This window comes from Azospirillum sp. 11R-A (genome assembly GCF_049472615.1).
Lineage (GTDB): Bacteria > Pseudomonadota > Alphaproteobacteria > Azospirillales > Azospirillaceae > Azospirillum > Azospirillum palustre.
Window position 1 is genome coordinate 22736 of record NZ_JBCEBL010000016.1, and the last position, 12848, is coordinate 35583.

Annotated in this window: 13 protein-coding genes; 9 read left to right on the top strand and 4 right to left on the bottom strand. The window is 67.9% G+C overall.

Translation table 11 applies throughout. The annotated features are described in order from the left end of the window. Positions 1–11: 11 nt before the first annotated feature. Complete coding sequence (locus VH569_RS20660; protein ID WP_423317490.1) at positions 12–644, bottom strand: exonuclease domain-containing protein; 633 nt, start codon at positions 642–644, stop codon at positions 12–14. Between the two features lie 136 nt (positions 645–780). Here VH569_RS20660 and VH569_RS20665 point away from each other — a divergent pair, with 136 nt between their 5' ends. Both VH569_RS20665 and VH569_RS20670 read left to right on the top strand, forming a co-directional pair. Continuing rightward, positions 781–1149, top strand: coding sequence for a DUF427 domain-containing protein (locus VH569_RS20665; protein WP_423317492.1), 369 nt, complete (start codon positions 781–783; stop codon positions 1147–1149). Between the two features lie 473 nt (positions 1150–1622). After that, positions 1623–2903, top strand: coding sequence for a DEAD/DEAH box helicase (locus VH569_RS20670; RefSeq protein ID WP_423317493.1), 1281 nt, complete (start codon positions 1623–1625; stop codon positions 2901–2903). Positions 2904–3427: 524 nt separating this feature from the next. Here the strand turns inward: VH569_RS20670 and catB are convergent. Next, positions 3428–4063 (bottom strand): type B chloramphenicol O-acetyltransferase, encoded by a 636-nt coding sequence (gene catB / locus VH569_RS20675; protein WP_423317686.1) that lies wholly within the window; start codon positions 4061–4063, stop codon positions 3428–3430. 324 nt (positions 4064–4387) lie between these two features. On the opposite strand from catB, the gene VH569_RS20680 reads away from it, so the two are divergent. Then, a complete protein-coding gene (locus VH569_RS20680) occupies positions 4388–5086 on the top strand; it encodes a hypothetical protein (RefSeq protein WP_423317495.1) in 699 nt (232 codons plus the stop codon). Positions 5087–5153: 67 nt separating this feature from the next. On the opposite strand, the gene VH569_RS20685 is transcribed toward VH569_RS20680, so the two are convergent. Continuing rightward, entirely contained in the window at positions 5154–6482 is a 1329-nt protein-coding gene (locus VH569_RS20685; protein WP_423317496.1) for an acetylornithine deacetylase/succinyl-diaminopimelate desuccinylase family protein, read from the bottom strand. 159 nt (positions 6483–6641) lie between these two features. Between VH569_RS20685 and VH569_RS20690 the strand changes: the two genes are divergently transcribed. The 3 genes from VH569_RS20690 to VH569_RS20700 all read left to right on the top strand — a co-directional run bounded on the left by VH569_RS20690 (position 6642) and on the right by VH569_RS20700 (position 9116). After that, on the top strand, positions 6642–7484 hold the full coding sequence (locus VH569_RS20690; protein WP_423317498.1) for a 2-keto-4-pentenoate hydratase: 843 nt from the start codon (positions 6642–6644) through the stop codon (positions 7482–7484). 144 nt (positions 7485–7628) lie between these two features. Beyond that, positions 7629–8585 (top strand): DMT family transporter, encoded by a 957-nt coding sequence (locus VH569_RS20695; RefSeq protein ID WP_423317499.1) that lies wholly within the window; start codon positions 7629–7631, stop codon positions 8583–8585. A gap of 81 nt (positions 8586–8666) precedes the next feature. Beyond that, a complete protein-coding gene (locus VH569_RS20700; protein WP_423317500.1) occupies positions 8667–9116 on the top strand; it encodes a DoxX family protein in 450 nt (149 codons plus the stop codon). A gap of 2 nt (positions 9117–9118) precedes the next feature. Here the strand turns inward: VH569_RS20700 and VH569_RS20705 are convergent, their stop codons facing one another. Then, a complete protein-coding gene (locus VH569_RS20705; protein ID WP_423317502.1) occupies positions 9119–9634 on the bottom strand; it encodes an adenine phosphoribosyltransferase in 516 nt (171 codons plus the stop codon). A 309-nt stretch (positions 9635–9943) separates the two neighbouring features. Here VH569_RS20705 and VH569_RS20710 point away from each other — a divergent pair, with 309 nt between their 5' ends. From VH569_RS20710 to VH569_RS20720, 3 genes are read left to right on the top strand one after another with little or no spacing between them, the layout of a single operon-like run. Then, positions 9944–11050, top strand: coding sequence for an ABC transporter permease (locus VH569_RS20710; RefSeq protein WP_423317506.1), 1107 nt, complete (start codon positions 9944–9946; stop codon positions 11048–11050). After that, a complete protein-coding gene (locus VH569_RS20715; protein WP_098735177.1) occupies positions 11050–11871 on the top strand; it encodes an ABC transporter ATP-binding protein in 822 nt (273 codons plus the stop codon). Before VH569_RS20710 ends, VH569_RS20715 begins: the two co-directional genes overlap by 1 nt. 9 nt (positions 11872–11880) lie before the next feature. Further along, on the top strand, positions 11881–12840 hold the full coding sequence (locus tag VH569_RS20720; protein WP_423317508.1) for an MlaD family protein: 960 nt from the start codon (positions 11881–11883) through the stop codon (positions 12838–12840). Positions 12841–12848 lie beyond the last annotated feature (8 nt).

The window sequence follows — 12848 nt, forward strand, 5'->3', positions numbered from 1 at the left end:
GGCGTTGTGCCTCACTCATACACGGCGTCGCGCGGGCCGGTATCTCCCAACGCCATCTTGACGAAGGCGTCGGCCGTCAGGTCTGCGTCGAGCAGCGCGCCATGGCGGGCGAAGCGGTCGCTCCGGTCGAGCCACAGCCGGTCGCACAGCGCATCGAGCGAGCCGGAAGCGCCGGGGAAGGCCTCGTGCGACATCTCCTTGGTACAGATGAACCGGTCGGCCGGGAAGCTGTCGGCACCCCATGCGGCGCGTCCGCAGCGCGCGAACTCATAGTTCAGGAAGTCCATCTCGTTCTCATAGGCATGGGCCACCAGAGGATCCTCGCCCAGAAAGGCGAGAAGCGCGTCGGCCACCTCGGGAAAGCGGGGTGCCGCCTTCAGGTCGGCGGGCTTGATGCCGTGCACCTTGATGGAGTCGGGATGGAGAGGGGCGTCGGGGTTGACCCGCGTCTCCCAGCTGCGCGCTTTCCTCCAGCCATCGCCCTCGCGGATGAGTTCGAGACACCCGATCTCGATGACGATGCCGGGCTGACGCAGGCCCTTGGGCGCCTTACGGATGTCCTGGAGGCTCGGCAGGCGCCGTCCGGTCGTCTCGATGTCGATTGCGACCAACCGGTCACGCCCTTCCCATGGCTGCATGCTCATTGAGATCCAATCTTTCTTCGGTGGAGCCACCTGTGGCACGGATGTGAAACGAGGACAACGCTCCGTCACACCGCCCAGAGTAGCATGGCGCAAGCGCCGTGACCGGCGCGACCGCTGGCGAGCAAGGAGTATCGCTGTGAAAATTCCCGGCCCCGAGCATCCCATCGCGATCGTCCCCAACCCGAACCGGATCCGTGTCGTCTTCGCCGGCCGGGTCGTCGCCGAAACGGCACGCGCCCTGACGCTGACGGAGGCGAATTTGCCCGCGGTCCACTATATTCCCCGCGCGGATGCCGACATGACGGCCTTCGAGCGCACGGCGCACACGACGCATTGCCCTTACAAGGGCGATGCCACCTACCACAGCCTGCGTGTGGGTGACCGCGTCGCGGTCAACGCTGTCTGGACCTACGAAACCCCCTATCCCGCCGTGGCCGCCATCCGCGACCATTTGGCGTTTTATCCGGACCGCGTCGATTGCATCGAAGAGCACGCAGCCCCATAGCGGCAGCCGGCGGAAGACTCGGCATGCGGTGCGGTTTCCAGCGAAATACCCGACGCCTCCGTCCCGCGCGCCATTGTCGGCCTCGGCCGCAGCCTGGGCGCGGAGCAGCCCAGCATGGGACAGCAGAGGGTGGGAGGCGAAATTTCGGGAAATCCTGCCATTCCGATTCAAGTCTCCACAGGCCATGCGATAAATCCTGCGCATGGCTGGCAAGCATCCGGTTTCGTTCCTGAGCACCGAATAATCTTGATATTGCGGCGCAATATCTTATTATACACATATTGATCGCTGGAGGCTTGAACGTCTCTTGAGTGAGACGCGGTAGGTTTCATGGCGTGGCACCCTGCTGCGCCCCCAGCAAGTCGCAACTCCCTCGTTCGACCCCCCTCCTGGCGAGATAGCCGGCGCTTGACCGTTCCCCGATCGGGGGGTGGTCCGCTTTGCGCCGTCATGCTTGTGGAAGGCTCCACTCCTTGTCCGAACTGATTGTTGCTGAACAGACTTTCGCTGACCTTGGCATTCATTCCAAGATCGCCCAGGCTCTCGGTGAGCATGGCTACACCACGCCGACGCCGGTCCAGGCGGCGGCCATCCCGCCGGCGCTGGCCGGCCGCGATATCCTCGCCACCGCCGAAACCGGCACCGGCAAGACCGCGGCCTTCATGCTGCCGGCCTTGACCCGCGTGGCCGAAATGCCGGTTCCGGGGATTGCCGCGCCGCGCATCCTCGTGCTTGCCCCGACGCGTGAACTGGCCAGCCAGGTCACCCAGGCGGCGCGCAAATATGCCAGGCCGCTGCGCATGAACATCATCGACGTGGTCGGCGGCATGCCGTACGGCGAGCAGCTTCGCATGCTGTCGCGCCCGGTTCATGTCGTGGTGGCGACCCCCGGGCGCCTGATCGACCACATCGACCGTCAGCGGATCGATCTCAGCGCCGTCGAGGTTCTGATCCTCGACGAAGCGGACCGCATGCTGGACATGGGCTTCCTCGACGATGTCGAGCGGATCGCCGATGCCTGCAAGGCCGACCGCCAGACGTTGCTGTTCACCGCCACGCTGGACCGCCGCATGGGCCAGCTTGCCGGCAAGCTGCTGCGCAACCCGGAGCGTGTCGCCGTCGAAAGCCAGGCGACCGCGATCAACGTGGAACAGCGCCTGCACCATGCCGACGACATGGACCACAAGCGCCGCCTGCTGATGCACTTCGCCGGCCAGGAAGAAGTCGGCAAGGCGATCATCTTCGCCGCGACCAAGCGCGATGCCGACGCGCTGGCCGAGGAGTTGAGCGCCGCCGGCCATGCCGCGGCCGCCCTGCACGGCGACATGGACCAGTCCAAGCGCAACCGCACGCTCCAGCGCCTGCGCACCGGTCAGGTCCGCCTGCTGGTGGCGACCGACGTGGCGGCGCGCGGCATCGACGTGCGCGACATCACCCATGTCATCAACTTCGACCTGCCACGCTCGGCGGAGGACTATGTCCACCGCATCGGCCGCACCGGCCGGGCCGGCGCTTCGGGTATCGCGGTATCCTTCGCATCCCGATCCGATCGCGACACCTTGTCCCGCATCGAACGCTTTACCGGCGCGACGCTGGCGATCCACACGATTTCGGGCATGGAGCCGCAGCGTTCCTTCTCCGGCGGTGGCGGCCGGCCGGCGGGCCGCCCGGCCGGTGGTCGCGGAGGAGCGAGGCCGTGGCAGCGCGACGGCGGCCAGGGCAGGCCGTCACAGGCCCGGGCCGGACGCTGGTAAGCGCCGTTCAGACAGGATATGACCAGATCAGGCGCGGTTCCCCCCGGAACCGCGCCTGATGTCTTGTGGGCCTGAAGCGAGCGTCGGGCGATCTCGCGGAAACGGCGTAATCCAGCCTGTTCTGTTGCAAAGTTCGACGGCAGGCGCGAAGAGTCGTGGCGTCCGCGTATCGGGCGGCCACACCGAACAGGCGGACTCTAACCTTTTGGTTTTTCGTGTGATTCACGCTTCAAGCGATTCCGCTTGAACCGATCACACTCTAAGGCGGCCTCGGCGGGCAGGCACCGTCAAGTTGGCGTCGGCGCAGGTGCCGGCGGCAGCTGGCCCGGGGTTTGGCGCGGGTGCGGACGACGCGCCCTGAACGCCGCTACGCTGGCGACCGCTCGACAGCCGCAGCTTCACCAGCGGCTTGCTTTCGCGACAGCACCGGGGATTTCGGCCATTCCAGTTCTGAACGAGGGGCGCGACGGCTGCCGGCTTTGCCCATCCCGCTCCAGCGACAGGCGAAGCCGGCATGGTCGCCGTCAACTGCGTTTGATCACGCTTTCCCAATGACGATGAAGCGCTGCAACGTCGCCGCTGGTCAGGATCGGCATGGCGCTCTGCAACTGGTCGTCGGACCAATCCCACCACGTCATCTCAAGCAGCAATGCAACAAGCTGGTCATCGAAGCGCTTCCGGATCGTTCTGGCGGGGGAGCCACCCACAATCGCATAGGGTTCGACATCCCGCGTCACCAGCGACCTTGTGCCGATCACAGCGCCGTCGCCAATCGTGATGCCGGGCATGACGATGGCTTCCGAACCGATCCAGACGTCATTGCCGATCACCGTGTCGCCTCCGGGCTGGTAGCCGTTCTGCGCGCCGGCGAATGCCGGCACGTCGGGCATCCAGAAGAAGGGAAAGGTGCTGATCCAGTCGCTCCGGTGGCCTTGATTGCCCGCCATGATGAACGCTGCGCCGGAGCCGATGGAGCAGAAGCTGCCGATCACCAGCTTGTCGGCCCCTTCGTCCGGGAGAAGAAACCGGGCGCAGTCATCGAAGCTGTGGCCATGGTAATAGCCGGAATAATAGCTGTAGCGGCCAAAAACGATGTTCGGGTTGGTGACCTGCTTTTCCAGAAGGATGCCCTTGAAGGGGCTTTCGAAAAAGTTCTTCATCGGATCGCTCCGCTGCATCTGAGCCGCCAGATAGGCGGTTTCCTGTCCGCGTGGGCGCGCAGACAACCGACGCGAGCCGCCAATCGGGTTGCTCACGTCAAAGCTCTTCGCGTCAAGCGCGCGAGAGCACGATGCAGGTGGTACTTGGTGCGGCCTTCATGGCGAGGATATTTACAGCGCAACATTCGGATCGCAAGAGCGAGAGGGCAAGACTTCCGCTGTGCCGATGGAGCGACCCCCCATCTCCATTTTCAAAGAACGCCACCGAAAAGGAAAATTTTCCTGTAATCTCCCCCACAAGCCCCCGACTTGTGGAGTTCCGCCATGCCTCTCGATCCCCGCAGCTTCACCACCGACAATTTCCCCCGTTGGGCCGAGGAGCCGCCGACGCCGTCGGATGGCACGCTGGTTCCCGGTTCGCAGTTCCATGAGGAGCAATGGATCATGGCCGCCGGCATGCTGGCCCGCGGCAACAGCTTCCTTCAGGTCTCGCGCGCCATGGGGTGCAGCCGAACCACGCTGTGGCGCGCCTATTACGGTTCCAAGGATTTTCGTCACAGGGTGTGGTGGGAACGGCAGGCGCTGAACCGCGAGGCCGAGCTGCGCCTGTCCTCGCTGCGGGTGCTGGTGGCCGAGCAGATCGAGCGGCTGGTCACGTCCGGCGATCCCGCCACCGTCCGCTGGCTGGCCGAGCGGCTCGGCCTGTTCGCCGGCCTCGACCTGCCCGCGGCCAAGCGGCAGGCCGCCCAGCCCGATCAGCCGCCCGCCCCGAAACCGGCCCCGAAGCCTGAAGACCCGCCCGCCGTCATCGTCCCCGAACTGGACGACGACGCCATCCCCGGCGCGATCCGCGAGCGCCACCCGCCGAGCCCGGCGCTAGTCGCCGCCGTCCTGGCCCAGCCGGAGGCGACGGGGCCGAAGGGCGTCTTCCCCTATACGCTCAACCAGTATGAGGAGTATCCCAACCTCAACCCCGGCCCGGTCAGCCGCCGCGCCGCCGGTGCCTTCGCCGGCCGGCGGTAGATGGAACGTCCGGCGGAAACTGTTCCACGCCGTTCCATCCGCCACTTTGGCCGCAGCGCCGGTGCCGTCAGAAGCGCAGCCCGCCGCCGGCCTCCGCAGCACCCCCCAGAAGATCCAGCGTCGCCAGCGCCATCACCTGCGCCGACTGCACCATGTCGTCGATGCCGACCCATTCGTCTGGCTGGTGGGCGAGGTCGAGGATGCCGGGGCCGTAGGCGATGCAGTCCTTCAACTGGCCGACGCGGACCACATGCTTCTGGTCGTAGGTGCCGGGGGACACCACATGCTGCGCCGGGCGGCCCAGCACCGTTTCGATGGCGGCGGCCACCGCCCGCACCACGGGGGCGTCGGCGTCGGTCATCGTCGGCAGGAAGGCCAGCACCTCGCGCAGCTCGTAGTCGAAGCCGGGGCGGTTGCGGCGCAGGTCTTCCAGGATGGCGACGATCTCGCCGCGCACCGCGTCCGGGTCCTCCTCGATCAGGTAACGGCGGTCGATCACTATGCGGCAGCGGTCGGGCACCATCGGGCTGGGCAGGCCGTCATGATCCTCGCGCTGGCCGCCATGGATGGCGTTGATGTTGATGGTCGATTGGCGCGCCCCCTCCGGCACCACCGGCATGTCGGTGCGCTTGGCGGCGAGGCGCGGGATCAGCTCGGTCTCGATCCGGTGCAGAACGGCGCCCATGTGGCGAACCGCGCAGTTGCCGAGGAAGGGCATCGAGCCGTGGGCGACGCGGCCCTTGGTCTCGATCTCCGCCCACCAGACGCCGCGGTGGCCGATGCAGACGCGGTCGACGTTCAGCGGCTCCGGAATGATGACATGATCGACCCTGGGCCGGGAGAAATAGCCGAGCGTCGCCAGATGCCCGACCCCGCCATAGCCGCCGGACTCCTCGTCCACCGTGCCGGAGATCTCCAGGGCGCCGGCCGTCAGCAGCCCCTCCTCCAGCAGCGATTCCACCGCGATGATCGAGGCGGCGATGCCGCCCTTCATGTCGCAGGCGCCGCGGCCATAGACCCGTCCGTCCTTCACCACCCCGCCGAAGGGATCGACGGTCCAGCCCTGGCCGGCCGGCACCACGTCGATGTGGCCGTTGAAATGCACGCAGGGTCCCGGACGCGGCGCCTCGATGCGGGCGACGACGTTGGTGCGCGGATAGCGGTCGCTGTCGCCGGCCGCCCCCTCCGCCCGCACATACTCCACCGCGAATCCACGCGCCGCCAGCCGCCGGCCGATCAGCTCGGCACAGTCGGTGTAGACATCGCCCGGCGGGTTGACGGTGGGGATGCGGATCAGCGCTTGAGTCAGCGCGACCAGCTCGTCGCGCCGCGACTCGATCCGCTCGAAAAGCCGGCGAAACAGCAGCTTGGTTGCGGCGTCGGTGTCGGAACGCATGGCCTCTCCCGCGGCAAGGACCCCGCCAGTGTCGCCGCATCCCGATGGTCCGTCCACCCCGCCTTTCGGGAAGCGTGCCTGTCGGCGCTCTTGTGCAGCGCACTTTCCCGGATCGTCCGGGGCCGCTACAGTCGCGGCGCCTCTCAGTGGAGATCCTCTATGACCGTCACGCATCCCATCGGGCTGAGCGCCCCGACCCTGGCCGACCCGGTGATCGCCGAGGCCGCGACCCGTTTCGTCGACGCCCGCCGCAGCGCGACCGGCCTTGCCGATTTCCCCGGCCCGCTGCCGGCCGACCTCGCCACCGCCTACGCCATCCAGGCGACGGCGACCGCCGCCTGGCCCGACGAGGTCGCCGGCTGGAAGGTGGCGCGGGTGCCGCCGGCCCTGGAGGAGACGCTGGGCGCCATGCGCTACATCGGCCCGATCTTCGCCGGCACCGTGGTGACGGGGGCCGGCGGTCCCTTGACCTTCCCGGTCATCCCCGGCGGCTTCGGCGCGGTGGAGGCGGAATTCGCGGTGCGCATCGCCGCCGATGCCCCCGCCGACAAGCTGGATTACAGCCCGGCGGAGGCTGCGGCCTTCATCGCCGCCGTCCATGCCGCCATCGAGGTGGCGGGCGGTCCGCTGGCCCCCGTCAACACGCTGGGCCCGACCGCCTCCACCGCCGTCTTCGGCAACAACAACGGCCTGATCGTCGGCGAGGAGATCGTCGGCGGCGTCGAGGGCAGCGACGCGCTCAGGGCCGAGGTGCTGATCGACGGGCAGAGCGTCGGCGTCGGCAGCAGCGCCAAGCTGCCGGGCGGCATCGCCGCCGCGGTCGCGGTGGCGCTGAGCATCGCGGTCCGGCTCGGCCGTCCGCTGAAGGCCGGGCAGTGGATCTCCACCGGCGCGCTGACCGGCGTGCACGCCATCGCCATCGGCCAGCAGGCGCGGATCGCCTTCACCGGCCTGGAGCCGATGTCCGGCACCGCCGTCGCCGCCGGGGCAGTGGGCGCCTGACGGTTCACTCCCTTCACCATCAGCACCGCGGCCGGTGCAATCCAGGGTATGGCGCCGGTCATGGCCCGACACGGCCTTGACGGAAGCCAAACGGCGGCGGGGATGCTTGAATGGCCTCCCCCCTCCAGTCCCCGGATTTTCCCCTTGTCCCAGTCCAGCCTGTCTTCCGAAGCGACCGCGCCCGACCTGTCCGGGGCGCGCCTGCTGCCCGTCCAGATGCTGGCCGGTCTGGGGCTTGCCGTGGCCGGGGTGGTCGCCTTCTCGCTGCGGCCGGTCATCATCAAGCTGGCCTACCGCTACAATGTCGATCCGGTCACCCTGATCATGCTGCGCATGGTCTTCGCGCTGCCCTTCTTCCTGGGGATGGCGCTGTGGGCGGGAGCCAGCAAGGGAGAGCGCGCCCCGATTGCCGGCCGCGACATCGCTTTGACGGTGGCGCTGGGCGTCACCGGTTATTATGCCGCCAGCTTCTGCGATTTTCTGGGCTTGCGCTATGTCTCGGCCGGGATGGGGCGGCTGCTGCTGTTCCTCTACCCGACCATCGTCGTGCTGCTGTCGGCCCTGTTCCTCGGCAAGCGGATCGGCCTGCGCGAGGTGGTGGCGCTGGTGGTCTCCTATGCCGGCGTCGCCCTGGTGGTCTGGTCGGAGATCGGGACCGGCCATCCCGACTTCGCGACCGGGGCGGCTCTGGTCTTCATGGGTGCCTTCCTCTATTCGATCTATCTGGTCGGCAGCAGCCGGGTGGTCCAGCGGATCGGCTCGATGCACTTCACCGCCTATGCGATGACGGCGGCCTGCCTGTGCTGCATCCTGCAATTCCTGGTGCTGCGGCCCTTGTCGGCGCTGGACCTGCCGCTGCCGGTCTATGGACTGTCAGCGGTGATGGCGGTGGTCTGCACCGTGCTGCCGGTGCTGATGACGGCGGAGGCGCTGCGGCGCGTCGGCCCCAATCTGGTGGCGCTGAGCGGCGCCATCGGCCCGGTCTCCGCCGCGGTGTTCGGCTATCTGGTGCTGGCCGAACCGATGGGCTGGCTGCAGCTGGCCGGTGCCGCCCTGACCGTCGCCGGCGTCATGATCATCAGCCTGTGGAAGACGGCCTGAGTTTTCCCCTGTTCTTTTCCGGGGAATAACCGTGCGCCTTCCGTCGTCTCATCTTCCAACAGAATGAAAGGGATATCCGAGATGACGAACTATGCGACCACACCGGCGGGATACGGCGCCGCCACCACCGGGCAGGACGCGCTGCTGCTGGCGGCCCGCGTGCTGCTCGGCGCCATCTTCGTGCAGAGCGGTTTCGGCAAGCTGATGGCGCTCAGCGGCTTCATCGCCGGGATGGAGAGCCAGGGCGTGCCGATGGCCGCCATCGTCGCTCCCATCGGCGCGCTGGTGGAGGCGTTCGGCGGGCTGGCCATCGTGCTGGGTGCGTGGACCCGGCTGGCAGCTCTGCTGGTCGCGGTCTTCACCGTCGCCGCGACGCTGATCGCCCACCGCTATTGGGAGGCGGCGCCCGACGCCGCGAAGATGCAGCAGGTCCAGTTCATGAAGAACCTCGCCATCATCGGCGGCTTCCTCTCGCTGGTCGCGTCGGGCGGCGGGCGCTTCAGCGTCGACGGCTGGCTCAGCCGGCGCTGACCTCAGGAATCGTACGCCATCAGCGAGACGCTGGGCACGTCGATCCGGTCGCGGCCATTCAGGAAGGTCAGCTCCACCAGGAAGGCGGCGGCGCGGACGTCGGCGCCGACCTGGCGCAGCAGGCTGATGGCGGCGGCCATGGTGCCGCCGGTCGCCAGCAAATCGTCCAGCACCACCACGCGCTGGCCGGGCTTCACCGCGTCGGCCTGCACCTCGATGGTGTCGGTGCCGTATTCGAGGTCGTAGGAATGGGCGATCTTGTCGCCCGGCAGCTTGCCGTGCTTGCGCACCATGATGAACCCGATGCCCAGCGTCAGCGCCAGCGGGGCGGCGACCAGGAACCCGCGCGACTCGATCCCGACCAGCAGGTCCGGCTTGTGCGGGCGCACCTCTTCGGCCAGTGCGTCGATGGCGGCCTTCCAGGCGGCACCGTTCGCCAGCAGCGGCGAGACGTCGTAGAACAGGATGCCGGGCTTCGGGAAATCCGGGATGTCGCGGATATGGTCTTTGAAGTTCATCGGAGGTCTTGTCCGTAAAGAATCGCAAGCCGGCATAAGTGGCCCGGTCCGCCTTCCGGCACTCTAGCCGCTGGCCACCCCGGCGCAAAGCCGCGATTGGACGCAGACCAAGGTGTCGCCTTGACCCGGCTGAGCCGGATTTGCCGGATGGGGTTGACCATCCGGCGATGCTCCGCCACGTTCCAGGCGTGCCGGCCAAACGTACCGGTCGATGTGCGGATGCGTGCGGCGGAGCCTGTGGCAGCGACTTTGGCGAAGGACGGAGCGGCGAAGGATGGGGCCCGGATCGAAGCCGGGAACGATCCGGGCTTGGCCGACGGCGGGTGGCGGATCGCCGCCGCCGGGCGCTGGACCCTGCAATGGGCCACGGCCGCGTCGGATGCGCTGGACCGTGCGCCCAAGCCGCCGGGCGGTGCCGTGGTGCGGCTCGATCTGGCGCAGGTGGAGGCGCTCGACACCGTCGGCGCCTATCTGCTGAACCGCCTGGCTGAACGGCTGGGGGCCGACGGGCATGCCGTGTCGGTTGCCGGCCTCCGGCCGGAACATTCCGCCCTGTTCGATGCCGTGCGCGACGCCGGCAAGGCGCCGCCCCACCCGATCGAACGCGAACACCACCCGATCCTCGACATGGTGGTGCGCACCGGCCAGACGACGGTGAACGCCGCCAAGGAGATCCTCGACCTCGTCGGTTTCCTCGGCCTCGTCACCGTCACCTTCGCCCGGCTGATCCTGCGCCCGTCGCGCCTGCGGCTGACCTCCGTCCTGTTCCACATCGAGCAGACCGGGCTGAACGCCCTGCCGATCCTGGGGCTGCTGTCCTTCCTGATCGGCGTGGTGCTGGCCTTCCAGGGGGCGGACCAGCTGAAGCGCTTCGGGGCGGAACTGTATGTGGTGAACCTGCTGGGCATCTCCGTCCTGCGCGAGATCGGCATCCTGATGACGGCGATCATCGTCGCCGGCCGCTCCGGTTCCGCCTTCACCGCGCAGATCGGCACCATGAAGGTCAACCAGGAGGTCGACGCCATCGGCACCATGGGCCTCGACCCGGTGGAACTACTGGTGGTGCCGCGGGCGCTGGCGCTGATGATCACCCTGCCGCTGCTGGCCTTCTACGCCGACGTGATGGGGCTGTTCGGTGGCGCCGTGATGGCCTATGCCACGCTGGACATTACCTTCGGGCAGTTCATCCGCCAGCTGCACAGCGCGGTCGGCATCAACACGGTGATCGCCGGCCTGATCAAGGCGCCGGTCTTCGCCCTGGTGATCGCCATGGTCGGCTGCTACGAGGGGCTGAAGGTCTCCGGCAGTGCGGAGAGCGTCGGCATCATGACCACCAAGGCGGTGGTGGAGGGCATCTTCCTGGTCATCGTCATCGACGCGGTGTTCTCCGTCCTCTTCTCCATGCTGGGGGTGTGATGGCAGGATCCCCCGTCATCCGCGTGCGCGGACTGGTCACCCGCTTCGGCCCGCAGACCGTCCATGACGGCCTCGACCTCGATGTCGAGCGGGGAGAGGTGCTGGGCGTCGTCGGCGGTTCCGGCACCGGCAAGTCGGTGCTGCTGAAGGAAATCCTCGGCCTGATCGACCCTGCCGCCGGCCGGATCGAGCTGCTGGGCCACGACACCGCCGACCTGGACCGGGCGGAACGCACGGCGTTGCAGGCCCGCACCGGCGTGCTGTTCCAGAACGGCGCCCTGTTCAGCTCGATGACGGTGGCGGAGAATGTGATGCTGCCGCTGAAGGAGCACACCGACCTCTCCCCGGCGCTGATCGCCGAGGTGGCGCGGGTGAAGATCGCCATGGCCGGGCTGCCGCCCGATGCCGGCACCAAGCATCCGGCCCAGCTGTCGGGCGGCATGATCAAGCGCGCCGGCCTCGCCCGCGCCCTGGCGCTCGACCCCGACATCCTGTTCCTGGACGAGCCGACCGCCGGCCTCGACCCCATCGGCGCCGCCGCCTTCGACACGCTGATCCAGGGCTTGCAGCGCAGCCTGGGGCTGACCGTCTTCATGGTCACTCACGATCTGGACAGCCTGACCTCCATCTGCGACCGCATCGCCGTGCTGGTCGACAAGAAGATCCGGGTGGGCACCCTGGCCCAGCATCTGGCCGATCCCCACCCGTGGATCCACGACTATTTCCACGGACCGCGCGGCCGCGCGGCCCTCGACGCCAAAGAGCGCAACCAGGCTCGACGCCACGAAGAAGAAGACGCCAGGCGTCTTGCGAAAGGGTAGGGGCACGTCATGGAAACCCGCGCCAGCTACATTCTGGTCGGCAGCTTCGTGCTGGCTCTGGTCGCCGGCCTGCTGGTCTTCACCGCCTGGATCGCCAAGGTCCAGCTCGATGAAACGCGCGAGACCTACCGCATCTATTTCACCGGCTCCGTCACCGGGTTGCAGCAGGGCAGCCCGGTGCGCTACCGCGGCGTGCCGGTGGGAACCGTGTCGGACATCCGGCTCGACCCCGACAACGTGACGCGGGTCCGGGTGACGATCATGGTGCAGAACGGCACGCCGATCATGTCCGATTCCATCGCCTCGCTGGAGGTGCAGGGCATCACCGGCGGCGCCTACGTCCAGATCTCCGGCGGGAATGTCGGGGGCAAGCGCCTGACCGCCACCGATGCCGACGGCGTGCTGACCATTCCGTCGCGGCCCAGCTCGCTGACCGCGGTGGTCGACAGCGCGCCGCAGCTGGTCAATCGCTCGCTGGAGGTCATCACCAAGCTGGGCGAGATGCTGAACGGCGAGAACCAGAAGGCCATCGGCGACATCCTGGCCAACGCCCGCACCATCAGCGCCGAGCTTGCCCGCGCCAGCACCGGCCTGGAGGAAACCATGACCCAGGCGCGCCAGACCCTGCACGGCTTCGAGACGGTAGGACCCCAGCTGGACCGCACGCTGGCGCAGGCGCACGACACGCTGGCGACGGTCGACGGCACCGCCAAGCAGATGGGCGGCGAGACGCGCGAGCTGTTGCGCTCGCTGAAGCGCACGTCGGACACGCTGAATTCGCTGGTCGCCGAAAACCGCGAGCCGGTGCGCGACTTTACCGCCACGGGGCTGTATGAATTGACGCTGTTGATCACCCAGTTGCGCGATCTGTCCGGACAGCTGTCGCGGGTGGTCACCCGGATCGAGAACGACCCGTCGAACTTCCTCTTCGGCGGGACGCGGCAGGGCGTGGAGGTGCGTGGGAAATGAGGCGGGTG

Excerpts from the sequence above, each read along its gene's own strand:
- VH569_RS20660 (WP_423317490.1), bottom strand. The coding sequence starts at position 644 with ATGAGCATGCAGCCATGGGAAGGGCGTGACCGGTTGGTCGCAATCGAC.
- catB (WP_423317686.1), bottom strand. The coding sequence starts at position 4,063 with ATGAAGAACTTTTTCGAAAGCCCCTTCAAGGGCATCCTTCTGGAAAAG.
- VH569_RS20680 (WP_423317495.1), top strand. The coding sequence starts at position 4,388 with ATGCCTCTCGATCCCCGCAGCTTCACCACCGACAATTTCCCCCGTTGG.
- VH569_RS20685 (WP_423317496.1), bottom strand. The coding sequence starts at position 6,482 with ATGCGTTCCGACACCGACGCCGCAACCAAGCTGCTGTTTCGCCGGCTT.
- VH569_RS20690 (WP_423317498.1), top strand. The coding sequence starts at position 6,642 with ATGACCGTCACGCATCCCATCGGGCTGAGCGCCCCGACCCTGGCCGAC.
- VH569_RS20700 (WP_423317500.1), top strand. The coding sequence starts at position 8,667 with ATGACGAACTATGCGACCACACCGGCGGGATACGGCGCCGCCACCACC.
- VH569_RS20705 (WP_423317502.1), bottom strand. The coding sequence starts at position 9,634 with ATGAACTTCAAAGACCATATCCGCGACATCCCGGATTTCCCGAAGCCC.
- VH569_RS20715 (WP_098735177.1), top strand. The coding sequence starts at position 11,050 with ATGGCAGGATCCCCCGTCATCCGCGTGCGCGGACTGGTCACCCGCTTC.
- VH569_RS20720 (WP_423317508.1), top strand. The coding sequence starts at position 11,881 with ATGGAAACCCGCGCCAGCTACATTCTGGTCGGCAGCTTCGTGCTGGCT.